Below are 13,240 nucleotides of genomic sequence, written 5' to 3'. Positions count from 1 at the left end.
GCGGAGATCAAATCATGGATCGTTTCGATACTATTCGCCTTGCCGAATTTTCCAGCCTCGGCGCCAATCCCGGCCCGCAAGTCGGCGCGTTGCCCGAGCGCCTGGACATCGTATTCATCGAGAATTTCATCGGCCAGACGGTCATCGGTATCGATAGCAGCGAGTTGCATGTTGCGCAACCGGTGCGTGTGAACCTGGCTATCGGCATGCCAGCGATCCGCGCCTGCGCGACGGACCGGATCGAAGATACGGTCAACTACGCGGCCGTGCGCGGGGCGCTGCTCGAGCTGTTCGCGTCGCATCGCGTGCGGCTGCTGGAGGCGCTTGCCGAGACGATCGCGCAACTGCTGATCGCCGACTTCGGCGCGCACTGGGTGCGCGTGTCGCTCGCGAAGCCGGCCAAGTTCGCCGACCTCGCGGCCGTCGGCGTGCAGATCGAGCGGCGTCGCGGCGATGGCTCGGCGGCGGCCGTGGGTCTCGCGCGGTACGCGTCGCTGGGCGAGGGGCTGGTGCCGAATTGAGGGGGGCGCCGAGCTGGGCGCGCCGAGCGGGGGGCGCCGAGCCGGGGGCGCCGAGCCGGGCGCGCCGAGCGGGGGGGCGCCGAGCCGGACGCGCCGAGCGGGGCGCGCAGAACGCCCGGCGCGTTTCAGGCCGTGGTCATTTCGCCACGGTCGACGTCTTCTGCGGACCGAGTCCGCACGCGTGATATGCGGTGGTTTGCAGCGCGCGGAAGCGCTTGGTTTGCGCCTTGGCGTGGTCGACGCGGAATTCCGCGCCGCCTTCGCCGCCTAGCGTCGCGTACTTCGAGAAGGTCGACTGGTCGACGAATTCGTCGTACGGCAACGACGCGGCCATCTTGTCGATCACGCACGAGCACTTGTAGACGTTCGCGAACTCGTGGCCGTTATCGTCCATGCAACTGAGCACGTATTCGACGCGACCCTCGGTCGGATAGTTGTAGCCGCCCGCCCACGCGAGCGGCGCGGCGAGCAGGAGCGAGGTAAAGGCGAGAAGCGCGCGACATCTGTTGGTCATTGAATGCCTCTGCGAAAGCATTGAGCCTGCTTCGCGAACCGCTGCGCGAGATGCGTGCCTTGCGGCCGCGAGGCGACGGGATGCGCGAGGAGGCGGGGCCGGCAACGGCGCCGGGTCTCCTGCGCTTGCATGCGCCGTCAGTTCGGCGCGAACGGATGCGCGACGCTGCCCTTCTTCGCCAGCACTTCAGCCGCGCTCGGGTCGCCGCTGACCGCGCGCTTGATGGCCTCGCGCGTCGCCTGATAGTTGAACTGCTGGATCTTCTTGTCGTCCTCGGCCTGCCAGTGAATGAACACGCCGACGCAGAGGAACAGATCGTCGGCTTCTTCCTGCGGGATCGTGCCGTCCTCGACACTGTCGGCCACCGCGAGCGCGACCGCGTGCTGCGCCGGGCCGAACATCTGCACGGCCTGCTTGGCGCCTTTGATCGTCACCTTGTTGAACAGGATCGTATTGGGCTTCGTGATGAGATTGGGCGCGACGACGGCGAGTAGCGACGTGAAGCCGTCCTTGTTGTTGGTGAGGGCGTTGCAGAACGCGGTTTCCGCAGCCGAACCTCGCGGTCCGATCAGCAAGTCGATGTGCGCGACCTCGTTGCCGTCGCCGACGAGCGACTCACCGATCATGACGCGGTTGATCTTGGCCATTCTGTTCCTCCAAAAGAGTAGGTATGGACCTGCTGACGAGGCGCCGCCCGCGATCGTCCAGATCAGCATCGCGAGAGCGGTGCGGGAATGCACGGCGGTACTAACTAACAGGTTCCGTGCCAGTTGTGGCAAAGGGCCTGCTGGCGCGCCTGTCCGGGTCGTGTTCAGTCCAGACGATTCAGGGTTAACCGCGCCCTTCGACGCAGCGCGCAAGAAACAGCGTGGCCACCGCGAGGTCCGCGCTGGTGCCGGGATTGATCGCGCGGGCCTTCAATTCGGCGTCCCAAGCATCGAGTTGCGGATCGCTTGCCGAGCAGCGCGCGGCGGATCGCGTTTGGCGCCAGCGCGCGTGCTGTTCGCGTGCCACGAGCGTGACACTCTGCGCCAGCGCGAGGCCGTGCTTGCGCACAATGTGAGAGTCGGGCCAGCCGCCGAGGAACGTGAGAAACACGTTGAGCATCGCGATTTCGCCTGGATCGGCGGGCGCGGGTTCGGGCGTCGGTATCGAGGCTTCGAAGTAGGCGGCGAGGCCGGTGTCGAACAGGTCGGCGCAACCGTTCGCGTATTGCCGCGCGATGCTGTCGCGCTCGCTGGCGAGCCGCATCGCGTCGCGCAGGCCGATCGTCGGCGGTGCGTGGACCGATTGCTCGGGCGCGTCGCCGAGGCCGCCGGGATTGGCGAGCGCGATCGCGCGGTAAGCAAGCCGAGCGTCTTCGACGTCGAGCCGGCTCAGCACGTCGCCGACGGCCGCGCGCCACGCTTGCGCCGACACCGGCGGTTCGCCGGTTTCGTCGAGGGCCGCGGCGAGCGGCGCGACCAGCAGCACGATGCCGAGATTCGTATTGCAGCCGACGGCCTCGCGCGTGTGCGTGACCGCGTCGAGAATGCGCTGTCCGACGCGCTCGCCGCGCGCGAATAGCGCGTCGAGCGACGCGTCCGCGCTGGCGAGGAACTGGGCCGCGTGCATGCCGTGGCCGGGGCTTTGGGTGCTGACGTTGCCGGGTTTCGGCGTGGTGACGTCGAGCGCGCAGGCTTCGAGGAAGGCCGTGCGCGCGTGCTCGACGGGAATCGCATGAGTGTCGGGCATCGCGCTCAAGCCCGGCGCTGCGGAGACTGCTCGGGCAACCCGGCGCTAGCGGCTTGCTCGGCCAGCCTGCGATCGAGCAGATCGTCGACGAGCGCCGCCGCGACATCGAGCGGCACGACCGACTGCAAACCGCGCCACGCGGCCACGCCGTTGACTTCGAGCACGAGGGGCAGCGCGGCGTCGTCGGCATTCGGGATCAGGTCCACGCCCGCGTAGTCGAGCCCGAGCGCGGCGGTTGCGCGCACTGCCGTCTGTGCGAGCGGGACCGTGAGCTCGGCGGGCTCGCAGCGCGCGCCTTGCGCGACGTTGTGAATCCAGCCCTTGCCGCCGCTGCGCCGCATCGCCGCAACCGCCTTGCCGCCGATCACGAGCACGCGCCAGTCGAAACCCGGCCGGTCGCTCGCGACGAAGCGCTGCAGATAAGCGACCTGCCGATAACGGGCGAGCGACGGCAATGGCGCGAGCAGCCCGCCGCGCGCGCCGAGCCGTTTGAGCCCGTGGCCTTGCGAGCCGAACAGCGGCTTGAGCACGACCTGACGGCCGGCGGCCGCTTCGCGCATCAGTACGCGTTGCGCGAACGCGGCGGATTCGCCGGCCCAGGTGGCCGGTGTCGGCACGCCCGCGCGATGCAGCAGGAAGCTCGTCATCGACTTGTCGACGCTGCGCTCGATCGCGCGCGCGTCGTTGTACACCGGCACGCCCGATTCACGCAGCGCGTGCAGGATGCCGAGCCGCAGCGTCACCTGCTCGAAGCTGCCGCCGGCGATGCCGCGTACGAACACCGCGTCCGGCAGCGTGCGGCCGAAGCCCGGGATCGCGAGGCCGTGCGGCAGCCACGTGGTGTCGATGCGGCAATCCGCGAGATCGACGCAACGCGCCTCGGCGCCGCGCGCGCGGAACGCCTTTTTCAGCCGGCCGGTGTGCCAGCCGGTTTCGTCGGTCATGATCGCGATGCGCACGCCTGATGTGATCATCATCGCGCGACGGACTCGCCGCCCCACTGTTTGCGCAGCAGGCCGCCGTCGAGCCGGCCGCCATGATAGGTCGCGCCGCTTTCGAGGCTGCTGACCCACACCTCGGCGGGCGCGAACAGCGCGGGATCGAGCTGATAGAAGTCGAAGTTGACGGCCGTGAAGACGTCCGCGAACGGCCGGCCGTAGTCGCGCGAATTGGCGGAGGGGAGGGTGTCGGCGAGACGTTGCGCGATCTCGTCGTGCTGGACGCTCAGGTGCACGCGGCCGCCGTACAGGATCGCGTCGTTGGTGCGGCCCATTGCCTGAATGCCGTCGGGCGCGGGCGGCGGCAGCGGCGCCGAGCCCGTCCCCGCGACGATCTCATCGAGCGGTACGCCGAGCACGTGCACCTTGTGCAGCGCAACTTCAACCACGCGGGCGACGACCTGTACCGTTCCCGCGACAGAGTGTGTCGGCGTGACGATCAGCGTCAGGTGTTCGGGCGCGAGGCCGCAATCGTGCAGCACCTTGTCGATCACGACCTGCGGCGGCAGGCAGTCCACTTCGAGCACCAGCGCGCCGCGCTCGTGGCGGTCGCGATAGCCGAGTTCGTCGAATAGCGGCTCCTTGACCGCGAGCGCGCGCGCGGGCCCCGAGCCGAGCGAAAAGAATTTCTTGCCACCGCTCTGCTCCCCGGTCGCCGACAGGCTCCAGCCCGCGTACTGGCTGCCGAGACAGGCGAGCACCGGCGACGAGGTGCTGACCTCGAGCATCGTCGGCCACAGCGGCGCGGCGTCGAAGTTCGCGCGTACCGCGACGCGGCCGAGACCGCCCATGCAGATGCGCGCGATCAGCACGCCGGCGTCGAGGCCGCCGCGCGCCTCGACGCCGGCGTCCGCGATCACGGTGCCATCGCGCGTGCGCGTCAGTGCGACGCCGAGCTGTGCCGCTTGATCGACGAGCCGTGCTACGAGGCGCTCTGAAAGCGCGTTCACGCTCGGCAACGCGGCGGGCGCGGAAGTCTCAGCTGTGGGCGTGGAGGCAGGCATGGTCGGGTTCATCGCAGGTTTCGATTCGTTGGACGACGCGTTCGTGCTGCGCGTCGAGCGCGGTGAGCACCGCGTCCACCGATGCCGCTCGCACGTGCAGCGTGCAGACCGGCTGCCCTGCGTCGACGCGGGTGCCCGGCATCGGCACGTCGCGGCATTGCGGATCGCGCACGCAGGCGTCCGAGAACGCGGCCGAGACGCTGAACGGCCGCTGCGCGAACAGCACGCGCTGACCGGCACGCCAGCGCGGCGCGCGGGCGAGCGCGAGGCTCGCGGCCGACGGCGCGCGGCCGTGGCGGCACGCGTCGAGGTGGCAGGCGAGCAGGCCGGCCGGCCATGCATCGGGCGACGCGGTTTCGTAGAGCGCCATCGTCGACGAAGGGCGCGGGTTGATTTCGAGCACGTCGAACGAGGCGCCGTCCGACAGGAAGTCGCAGCTGTTGATGCCGACGAGGCCGGTGTTTGCGCACAGCGCGTCGAGCGCTTGCTGCACGCGCGCGATGAACGCTGGCGGCAAGTCGATCGGCCCGATCGAGCCCGCATGCACGAAGCGCAGATCGCCGATCGCGCAGGTGAATTGCTCGGCGAAACCGATCAGATGCGCGACGCCGTGCGCGCCGATGAAAAGCGCCGACAGCGAGCGGCCTTGGCCAATGCGCTGGAAGTAGCCGTGCGCGGAGTCGGTCGTTAAATGGAACGGGTCGGCCGCCTCGATATGCGTACCGCCACAACCATCCGCCTGCTTGAACAGCCAGCCCTCGGCCGTCGCGGGCCGCTCGAACGACACAGCCGGATGCGCAATCCGCAACGCGTCGAGCAGCGCGAAAAAACGCCGCGGCTCGCGCACGGCCGCGATCGCCTCGGCAGCGTTGCCGAGAAAGCGCGGCAAGCCGGATTCGCGGCACAACTGAGGCATCAAAGGTTCGAGCCCGCTGCCGCCGATCCAGCCAAGCAAACCCGGCAAGCGCGCGACACGCGCAAGCGCATCGACGAGCCGCGCCCGGTCGATCCCGAGCGCGCCATCACCACCGCCGATGTCGAACCATAGCTCGGCGGCCTCGCGCGTGTCGCGGTCGCCGAAGACGTCGAGCGCGGCGACATGCAGGCCGGCGCGCGCCGCGGACTGCGCGAGCAAGCGCGCGGACTGCCCGACGACCGCGACCAACGGCGCATGCATGAGCGGGCGGTGCGACTTCATGACGAGCGCGCTCAGCCGAGACCGGCCGCGACCGCGCGGGCCTCGTCGTAGGCTTCCGGGAAGCCCAGGTAGACCGGCTTACCACCCGTGCGCATGCGCATGAAGAGGCGATGCTCGACCTGATATTTGACGTTGCCGATCGCCAGCGCGCCGATGCCGACCGCGCCCGCGTTCGGCACGCCGTCGATCGGTTTGCCGTCGTTCATCACGTTCACGCCGGCGATCCCTTCGGGCGGCACCGCGTTGACGTCGGCGGCGACGAGCAGGCGCTTCGCATGCATGAGGTCGTCCCTGCCGACCACCTGCGCGCCCGCGACGGCGGTGGCGAGCACGATTTCCGCGTCGGCGAGCGCGCCGCGCAGTTCGTCGGGCGTCGTGGCGCTGATGCCGTTCGTGAAGATGCCGAAGCGCTTGTTGACTTCGGCCGAGGCCCCGAGCGCGCGATTGCGGTCGTGGTGGCTCGCGATCGTCACGTCGGCGCCGCGCGACGCGGCGATCGCCGCCGCGATGCGCCCGACCGCGCCCGTTCCGCCGAGAATCAGCACGCGCTTGCCGCCCAGCTCCACGCCGTGCTGTTTGCCCAGATGCCGCTCGACCAGCGCGACGAGCGCGGCCGCGGTCGTGTACGAACCGCTCGGATCGGCGAACACCGAGACCTCGAACGGCGGGACCATCGCGCGGCGCGCGGTGTCGAGCATGTCGGCGGCCTGCATCACGTCCCGTCCGCCGATGAAGATGCCGGTGCGCGACACCCCTTTCGGGCCGCGCGAGAAGATCGCGTCCTGCGTCAGATTCGCGACCATGCCCGCTTCGACGTTGCAATACGGCACGATGACCTGATAGCCGGCGTCGGCGGCCATGTTGACGTCGAACGGACTCATCTGCGGCGTGGCCGTGAACATGTGCAGGATGTAGGGCCTTTCAAGGGTTTCTGACATGGCAGGGCTCGTTTTAGTGGCAATCTCGGGGACGGCGCAAGGCAAGGCCGCGCCGCGCGTGGCAGCGCCTTACATAAGCGGCGGCCTGAGCGGTGCAGCGCATCATGCGGCGTCGATGTGCGGCGCGCGCGCCTCGGCGCCGCTGATCGCCGCGCCGCTGTTGCGGCCCGCGACGACGCTGCATTCGATATGCGGCAGCGCGCTCGCGACGGCGCGCGCGGTCGCGAGCGCGCGGTCGGCCTCGCGCGCGCTCGCGAGCACCGCGAAGCCAGTCGGGCCCCACGAGGTCTGGCCGATGCCGGCGGTGCGTTCGGCGGCGACCGCGCGCAGTACGTGCTCGACGTCGGGACTCGCGAACACGCCGCCTTGCGCGCTCGCAAAATATTCGCCGATGGTCTGCTGCAGCTCGGTGAGGCCGTGCGCGAACGGCGCGAAGTTATGTTCGGCGGCGCCGGGCAGAATCTGCATCAGCACCAGATGGCATAGATGCGCGGCGAGCCGCTGCGGAAACGGCGCGAGCGATGCGAGCGCGCTGCGTTCCTCGGTACCGTGCAAGCCCTCGCGGCTGTTGTCGCTGACGAGCAGCACGCGCCACGGCTGCGGAAACGGCTGGCGCGACAGCAGCGGCGGCATGCTCTGGCGCAGATCGCCGGGCGGGCCGCCATCGAGCAGCAGGCCGCCGCACTCGAAGCCGAGTATGCCGATGCCGGAGCGGGCGCCGCGCCCGAGCAGACTGGCGAGCTCGGCGCTCCTCGCCGGCTGGCCGACGAGGCGCGCGAACGCGGTGCCGACCGCCAGCGCCAGCTGCGTGCCGGAGCCGAGGCCGGTGTGCGCGCGCGGTGCCTCCAGCACGTCGATCGCAAGTGTCGCCGGTCCATAGGCGGCCTGCAGCCGCGCGAGACTCAGCGCGATGCGCTCGCGCTCGGCCTCGCTGACCACGCCGCCGATCTGCTCGCGTTCGGCGAGCCGCGCTTCGATCCGCGTGCCGTGCGTATCGATGACGAGCCCCAGGCTGCCGAACGCACGCCCGAGCGACGCGTTCGGATCGAGAAAGCCCAGATGCAGCCGCGCGGGCGCATCGATCGTGATGGGGGCGCGTGGCGGCAGGCGGCGGAGCTGAAGCGGCATCTCGAGTGTCCTCAGGTGTCCTTGCGGGTGCGCAAGACCGGGTTCGGCCGCGGGGCGTCCGCAACGCGTCGCGGGTTCCAGCGATAGTGCGCCCGGCGACGTCAAGCGAAAGCCGTACCAGGCACGCGCAACGGCCGCCGCCGCGGGTTCGGCCCACTGGAACCGCTAAACGGGCACGCCGCGCCCACGCGGTTTCGCCGCCGCATGGACGCTGTGTGACGCCGAAGGCGCACTGTGTCACGCGCTGTTTCATCCGGCGACAGGAACGCGTGTCAACTGCCTTGCGCGGGTTTGGGCGCGTCGTACTTGATATAGCGGAAGCGCTGATCGTCGGCGGGCGTGCCTTCGAGCGGACCGTCCTCGAGGCCGGGCTGCCAGTGGACCACCGATTCGATCTTCGTCGCGAGCGCGAAGTCCTTGTCGGTGATGCCCTTGGCGCTGTGCGTCTTCAGCTTCACGGTCACGAAGGCGTACGAGACCGTCAGATCGGGGTGGTGCCAGGCGGCTTCCGCGAGGTGGCCCACGGTGTTGACCACCATCAGCGTTCCCTTCCAGCCCTCGGTGCGGTATTTGCGCCGCAGCCAGCCATCTTCCATATACCAGTGCTGCAGCGGACCGACGAGGCGCTGCTGGATCTCTTCGTCGGTATAGACGTGCTCGGTGTTTGCCATGGCTGTTGCTCCTCGAATGCGCGAATCGATCGCCGAACGAAGCATCGTTGCAAGTGACAGGCCCGTGCCGCGGCGTGTGATTCGCAAAGGACACGATTCGTATCACGCAAGTGACACAGTATGTGCCGCATCGCGTGATGCAGGCCCTTCAGCTTACCGCCATGCAAGCATCGGCGTGCAACGCCCGAGTGCCGCGATATCTCGCGCGTGCCGAGTCGCCGGGCCAGCGCAGCCAATAGCGGTAACCGTTGCCGCTATTCCGGCATGGAATATGCGTCGGCCGTTCATGCGTCGCGAAGCCCGACATCGATCGGGATAGCGCGTTAATCGTTACCTGCACTCGAGAAGGCGCGCACGATGCGATGAGGTAGCGTGGGTCATTCGTGAGTTGAACAGCAGGACAATTCTGGAGGAGACATGAACTTACGCACTGTAGTTCTTGGGCTCGCGATCCTCGCATCCGCAGCCTTTGGCTCTCTGGCTGCGCAGGCCGATTCGCAGCTCGACGCGCTGATGAAAAATCCAGCCAACTGGGCGGCCCAGGCGGGCGATTATGCGAATCACCGCTACAGCCCGCTCAAGCAGATCAACGAGAACAACGTCGGCAAACTTCAGGTCGCATGGACCATGTCGACCGGGGTGCTACGCGGCCATGAAGGCGCGCCGCTCGTGATCGGCGACACGATGTATGTCCACTCCCCGTTTCCGAACAAGGTCATTGCGGTCAACCTGAAGGATCAGACGTTCCTCTGGCAGTATCAGCCGAAGCAGGACGAGCAGGTCGTCTCCGTGATGTGCTGCGACACCGTCAATCGCGGTCTCGCGTACGGCGACGGCAAGATCTTCCTGCAGCAGGCCGACACCAAGCTCGTCGCGCTGAACGCGAAGACGGGCGACGTGGTGTGGACCGCGCAGAACGGCAATCCGAAAGCCGGCGAAACCAACACCAACGCGCCGCACGTATTCGGCGACAAGGTGCTGACCGGGATCTCGGGCGGCGAGTTCGGCGTGCGCGGGCGTCTGATCGCGTACGACATCAAGACCGGCAAACCGGCCTGGACCGCGTACAGCACGGGCCCCGACAACGATATGCTGCTCGACCCGCAAAAGACGATGACGTACTCCAACGGCCAGATGGTGCCGGTGGGCACGGATTCGTCGCTGAAGTCATGGAAGGGCGATCAGTGGAAGCTCGGCGGCGGCACCACGTGGGGCTGGTATGCGTGGGATCCGAAACTCAACCTTGTGTACTACGGTACCGGCAATCCGGGCACATGGAACCCGACGCAACGTCCGGGCGACAACAAATGGTCGATGTCGATCTTCGCGCGCGACCTGAATACCGGCATGGCCAAATGGGTCTACCAGATGACGCCGCACGACGAATGGGACTATGACGGCGTCAACGAAATGATCCTGTCCGATCTGACGATCAACGGCAAGCAGGTGCCCGCGATCGTGCACTTCGACCGGAACGGCTTCGGCTATACGCTCAATCGCGTAACCGGACAGCTGCTGGTCGCGCAGAAGTACGACCCGGCGGTCAACTGGGCCGACCGTGTCGACTTGCAAAGCGGCCTGCCGATCCGCAACGCGGCGTACTCGACGCAGGCGGCCGGCTCCGATCACAACGTGAAGGGCATCTGCCCGGCGGCACTCGGTTCGAAGGACCAGCAACCGGCGGCATACGATCCGAACTCGCACCTGTTCCTCGTGCCGACCAACCACGTCTGTATGGACTACGAGCCGTTCGATGTCGACTACGTGTCGGGACAGCCGTATGTCGGCGCCACGCTGTCGATGTATCCGGGCCCGAACGAGGGCAACGCGATGGGCAACTTCATCGCGTGGGATGCGAGCAAGGGCAAGATCGTCTACTCGAAGCCGGAGAGGTTCTCGGTGTGGTCGGGTGTGTTGGCGACCGGGGGCGGCATCGCGTTCTACGGCACCCTGGAAGGCTACCTGAAGGCGGTGCGCATCAAGGACGGCAAGGAACTGTGGCGCTTCAAGACGCCGTCGGGAATCATCGGCAACGTCTTCACGTATGAGTATCAGGGCAAGCAGTACGTCGGCGTGTATTCGGGCATCGGCGGCTGGGCCGGCATCGGCATGGCGGCGGGTCTGGAGAAGCCGACCGAAGGTCTGGGTGCGGTCGGCGGCTACAAAGATCTCGCGAAGTACACCGCGCTCGGCGGCACGCTGTTCGTGTTCGCGATTCCTGGCGAGAAGAGCTGAACGAACGGCTGAAATGAAAGGCTGAACCAGCGGGGCGGCTTGAACAGGCACGGCCGCCCCGTCAGCCTCGCGCAAGCATTGAATCACCCCCAGATCGCGCCCGTTGGTGGATGCGTCGATGAAACGCATCGGGGCGCGGCTTATTCCCAGATGGAGACATGTGCATGAAAGGCCGATCTATCCTGTTGCTCACGGTGTTGCCCGCAGCGCTCGTCGTGCTGCCCGTCGGATACGCGCAGAACAATCCTTCGATTGCGCAGGTCGCGTACAAGGTGGTCGACGGCACCAAGGTGGACAGTAATACGCTGCTTGGCTGGAAGACGTGGCGCGCGCTCGCTTGCGAACGCTGCCACGGCGCGCAGCAGCAGGGCATGGTCGGGCCGTCGCTGATCGACGCGTTCAAGACGCTGGACAAGACCGAGTTTCATCGCACGGTGTTCGGCGGCCGGGTGGACAAGGGCATGCCCGATTTCAGCACGAGCCAGATGATGCAGAAGAACTGGGAAAACCTCTACGCGTACCTGAAAGGGCGCTCCGATGGACAGATCAAGCCGGGCGATCTGAAGGCCATCGACGCCAAATAACGCCGTGCCGTCATTCTTACGGAGGCTCACGATGCGTGATAAGAGAAGCATGTCCGTGCATGTCAGCGTGATCGCGGCCGCGTTGTGCGGCGCGGCGCTCGCGAGCGCCGCGGTCCGGGCGGACGGCCCCGCGCTGCCGAACAACGACGGCGCGGACGGCGTGCTCAGGGTGTGCGCGGACCCGAACAACATGCCGTTGTCGAACGACAAGGGCGAGGGCTACGAGAACCGCATCGCGGCCCAGATGGCGAGCGACTTCGGCTACAAGCTCGAATACACGTACTTTCCGCAGCGCATGGGCTTCGTGCGCCACACGCTGCGCGAGAAGGAGGACGGCAGCGAGCGCTATCGGTGCGACCTGATCATCGGCGTGCCGAAGGGCTATGAAATGACGTCGACGACGCAGCCGTATCTGCGCTCGACCTACGCAATGGTGCTGCCGAACCGCCCCGAGTTCGCGAGCATCAAGACGCCCGACGACCTGCTGAAGCTGCCGCCCGATCAACTGCACAAGCTGCGCTTCGGCATCTTTTCGCAAACCCCCGCGGTGGACTGGCTGCTCGGCCACAACCTGATCGACCAGGCGGTGTCGTACCAGGTGCAAAGCGGCGATCCGGCCGTGTACCCGGGCCAGATGATCGAGCACGACCTGCGCGCGGGCAACGTCGACGTGGTGTTCCTATGGGGGCCGATTGCCGGCTACTTCGCGAAGCGCTCCGGTGATTCGGTCAGACTCGTGCCGTTCCCGCCGGGGCCGGGCATCCGCTTCGACTACACGATTTCGATGGGCGTGCGCTACGGCGAGAAGGACTGGAAGGACAAGGTGGATCAATGGATCGGCGCGAATCACGACAAGATCGACAGCATCCTCGCGACCTACCAGGTGCCGATGCTCAAACCGGTCGACGCGCCGGCGGGCAAGCCTGGCGACGCGTCGCAATGACGCGCGCGGGCGGCGCCTGGCTGCGCGCGGCACGCGCCGCGCTGATGGGGACGCTGTGTGTGCTGTGCCTCGCGCCGGCCGCCGCGCGTGCGGCGAGTCCGGCGTCGGCGCCGGGCGGCGACGAGATCACGCCGGCCGAGCGGCTGATTTTTCTGACCGATCATCTGCACGGCGTCGCCGCGCAGACCGAACTCGACTACGCGCTGATCGATTCCGGGCAGCCGTCTCGCAGCGCCGATGTCGTCAAGGTGCTGGTGCTGAGCGAGAACAACGCGAAAGGCGACGCACAGGTGTCCGACCATAGCGGCAGCGTGAACCTGCCGATCGGCGGCCTGCAGTGCAATCCGGCAATCATTTATTTTCTCGAACACGACATCGCGGAGATGCAGGGTCTCACCGGCGGGCAGCGCCGCTATTTCCAGCAGCGTCTGCGTCTCGCGCTCGCCGCGGGGCCGCAGATCGAGAGCGTGCCGAGCGAGGTCGGCGGCAAGCCGGTCAGCGCGCGGCGCATCGTCGTGCAGCCTTATCTGAACGATCCGAACGCAGAGCGCTTCGCACAATACACGGGCAAGCGCTACACGTTCCTGCTCGCCGACGGCGTGCCGGGCCAGGTCGTGCAGATCCGCACCGACGTGCCGGGCCCCAACAACGACTTTGCGCATCCGGCGCATACGGAGTCGTTGAGCTTTCAATCGGCACTGAACAAGTTGCCCTCGGGCAAGGCGCCGGCGAAACCGTCATCGAATGCGCCGCGAGCGAGTCGCTGAATCAA

14 protein-coding genes are annotated in these 13,240 nt (G+C 67.5%); 5 read left to right on the top strand and 9 right to left on the bottom strand.

Annotated features, from left to right (window positions below; translation table 11 throughout):
• Window positions 1-14 precede the first annotated feature (14 nt).
• Window positions 15-521: a dihydroneopterin aldolase gene (locus F6X37_RS12150; RefSeq protein ID WP_187611546.1), complete on the top strand. Its 507-nt coding sequence runs from the start codon at window positions 15-17 to the stop codon at window positions 519-521.
• Window positions 522-657: 136 nt separating this feature from the next.
• On the opposite strand, the gene F6X37_RS12145 is transcribed toward F6X37_RS12150, so the two are convergent.
• From F6X37_RS12145 to F6X37_RS12105, 9 genes are all read right to left on the bottom strand, one after another.
• On the bottom strand, window positions 658-1,035 hold the full coding sequence (locus F6X37_RS12145) for a hypothetical protein (protein WP_187611461.1): 378 nt from the start codon (window positions 1,033-1,035) through the stop codon (window positions 658-660).
• Window positions 1,036-1,172: 137 nt separating this feature from the next.
• Window positions 1,173-1,682 (bottom strand): formaldehyde-activating enzyme, encoded by a 510-nt coding sequence (gene fae / locus F6X37_RS12140; RefSeq protein ID WP_090809086.1) that lies wholly within the window; start codon window positions 1,680-1,682, stop codon window positions 1,173-1,175.
• Between the two features lie 184 nt (window positions 1,683-1,866).
• Window positions 1,867-2,769 (bottom strand): triphosphoribosyl-dephospho-CoA synthase, encoded by a 903-nt coding sequence (locus F6X37_RS12135; RefSeq protein ID WP_187611460.1) that lies wholly within the window; start codon window positions 2,767-2,769, stop codon window positions 1,867-1,869.
• A 5-nt stretch (window positions 2,770-2,774) separates the two neighbouring features.
• On the bottom strand, window positions 2,775-3,746 hold the full coding sequence (locus tag F6X37_RS12130; RefSeq protein WP_090809088.1) for a RimK family alpha-L-glutamate ligase: 972 nt from the start codon (window positions 3,744-3,746) through the stop codon (window positions 2,775-2,777).
• Complete coding sequence (gene mch / locus F6X37_RS12125; protein ID WP_262419870.1) at window positions 3,743-4,783, bottom strand: methenyltetrahydromethanopterin cyclohydrolase; 1,041 nt, start codon at window positions 4,781-4,783, stop codon at window positions 3,743-3,745. The genes F6X37_RS12130 and mch overlap by 4 nt, the downstream gene beginning before the upstream one ends.
• The gene (locus tag F6X37_RS12120) at window positions 4,746-5,969 is read right to left on the bottom strand and encodes an ATP-grasp domain-containing protein (RefSeq protein ID WP_187611459.1); all 1,224 of its coding nucleotides are present in this window, start codon (window positions 5,967-5,969) and stop codon (window positions 4,746-4,748) included. The genes mch and F6X37_RS12120 overlap by 38 nt, the downstream gene beginning before the upstream one ends.
• A gap of 11 nt (window positions 5,970-5,980) precedes the next feature.
• Window positions 5,981-6,907 (bottom strand): NAD(P)-dependent methylenetetrahydromethanopterin dehydrogenase, encoded by a 927-nt coding sequence (locus F6X37_RS12115; protein ID WP_187611458.1) that lies wholly within the window; start codon window positions 6,905-6,907, stop codon window positions 5,981-5,983.
• A gap of 102 nt (window positions 6,908-7,009) precedes the next feature.
• Entirely contained in the window at window positions 7,010-8,035 is a 1,026-nt protein-coding gene (locus F6X37_RS12110; RefSeq protein ID WP_090810411.1) for a beta-ribofuranosylaminobenzene 5'-phosphate synthase family protein, read from the bottom strand.
• A gap of 272 nt (window positions 8,036-8,307) precedes the next feature.
• Complete coding sequence (locus tag F6X37_RS12105; RefSeq protein WP_187611457.1) at window positions 8,308-8,706, bottom strand: 4a-hydroxytetrahydrobiopterin dehydratase; 399 nt, start codon at window positions 8,704-8,706, stop codon at window positions 8,308-8,310.
• Between the two features lie 417 nt (window positions 8,707-9,123).
• On the opposite strand from F6X37_RS12105, the gene F6X37_RS12100 reads away from it, so the two are divergent.
• The 4 genes from F6X37_RS12100 (at window position 9,124) to F6X37_RS12085 (ending at window position 13,235) form a co-directional block, all read left to right on the top strand.
• Window positions 9,124-10,941 carry a methanol/ethanol family PQQ-dependent dehydrogenase gene (locus F6X37_RS12100; protein ID WP_187611456.1) on the top strand — a complete coding sequence of 606 codons (1,818 nt, stop codon included), beginning with the start codon at window positions 9,124-9,126 and terminating at the stop codon, window positions 10,939-10,941.
• A gap of 164 nt (window positions 10,942-11,105) precedes the next feature.
• Complete coding sequence (locus F6X37_RS12095) at window positions 11,106-11,525, top strand: c-type cytochrome (protein ID WP_090810412.1); 420 nt, start codon at window positions 11,106-11,108, stop codon at window positions 11,523-11,525.
• 31 nt (window positions 11,526-11,556) lie between these two features.
• Window positions 11,557-12,468 carry a substrate-binding domain-containing protein gene (locus tag F6X37_RS12090; protein WP_184067360.1) on the top strand — a complete coding sequence of 304 codons (912 nt, stop codon included), beginning with the start codon at window positions 11,557-11,559 and terminating at the stop codon, window positions 12,466-12,468.
• Window positions 12,465-13,235 (top strand): hypothetical protein, encoded by a 771-nt coding sequence (locus tag F6X37_RS12085; protein ID WP_187611455.1) that lies wholly within the window; start codon window positions 12,465-12,467, stop codon window positions 13,233-13,235. Before F6X37_RS12090 ends, F6X37_RS12085 begins: the two co-directional genes overlap by 4 nt.
• Window positions 13,236-13,240: the final 5 nt, after the last annotated feature.

The organism is Paraburkholderia sp. 31.1 (assembly GCF_014397645.1).
GTDB classification, from domain to species: Bacteria; Pseudomonadota; Gammaproteobacteria; order Burkholderiales; family Burkholderiaceae; genus Paraburkholderia; species Paraburkholderia tuberum.
This window is presented reverse-complemented; position numbering and strand designations above follow the sequence as displayed.

What these genes read in the sequence shown, in the direction of transcription:
- F6X37_RS12150 (WP_187611546.1), top strand. Translation starts at nt 15, where the DNA reads ATGGATCGTTTCGATACTATTCGCCTTGCCGAATTTTCCAGCCTCGGC.
- F6X37_RS12145 (WP_187611461.1), bottom strand. Translation starts at nt 1,035, where the DNA reads ATGACCAACAGATGTCGCGCGCTTCTCGCCTTTACCTCGCTCCTGCTC.
- fae (WP_090809086.1), bottom strand. Translation starts at nt 1,682, where the DNA reads ATGGCCAAGATCAACCGCGTCATGATCGGTGAGTCGCTCGTCGGCGAC.
- F6X37_RS12135 (WP_187611460.1), bottom strand. Translation starts at nt 2,769, where the DNA reads ATGCCCGACACTCATGCGATTCCCGTCGAGCACGCGCGCACGGCCTTC.
- F6X37_RS12130 (WP_090809088.1), bottom strand. Translation starts at nt 3,746, where the DNA reads ATGATGATCACATCAGGCGTGCGCATCGCGATCATGACCGACGAAACC.
- mch (WP_262419870.1), bottom strand. Translation starts at nt 4,783, where the DNA reads ATGAACCCGACCATGCCTGCCTCCACGCCCACAGCTGAGACTTCCGCG.
- F6X37_RS12120 (WP_187611459.1), bottom strand. Translation starts at nt 5,969, where the DNA reads ATGAAGTCGCACCGCCCGCTCATGCATGCGCCGTTGGTCGCGGTCGTC.
- F6X37_RS12115 (WP_187611458.1), bottom strand. Translation starts at nt 6,907, where the DNA reads ATGTCAGAAACCCTTGAAAGGCCCTACATCCTGCACATGTTCACGGCC.
- F6X37_RS12110 (WP_090810411.1), bottom strand. Translation starts at nt 8,035, where the DNA reads ATGCCGCTTCAGCTCCGCCGCCTGCCGCCACGCGCCCCCATCACGATC.
- F6X37_RS12105 (WP_187611457.1), bottom strand. Translation starts at nt 8,706, where the DNA reads ATGGCAAACACCGAGCACGTCTATACCGACGAAGAGATCCAGCAGCGC.
- F6X37_RS12100 (WP_187611456.1), top strand. Translation starts at nt 9,124, where the DNA reads ATGAACTTACGCACTGTAGTTCTTGGGCTCGCGATCCTCGCATCCGCA.
- F6X37_RS12095 (WP_090810412.1), top strand. Translation starts at nt 11,106, where the DNA reads ATGAAAGGCCGATCTATCCTGTTGCTCACGGTGTTGCCCGCAGCGCTC.
- F6X37_RS12090 (WP_184067360.1), top strand. Translation starts at nt 11,557, where the DNA reads ATGCGTGATAAGAGAAGCATGTCCGTGCATGTCAGCGTGATCGCGGCC.
- F6X37_RS12085 (WP_187611455.1), top strand. Translation starts at nt 12,465, where the DNA reads ATGACGCGCGCGGGCGGCGCCTGGCTGCGCGCGGCACGCGCCGCGCTG.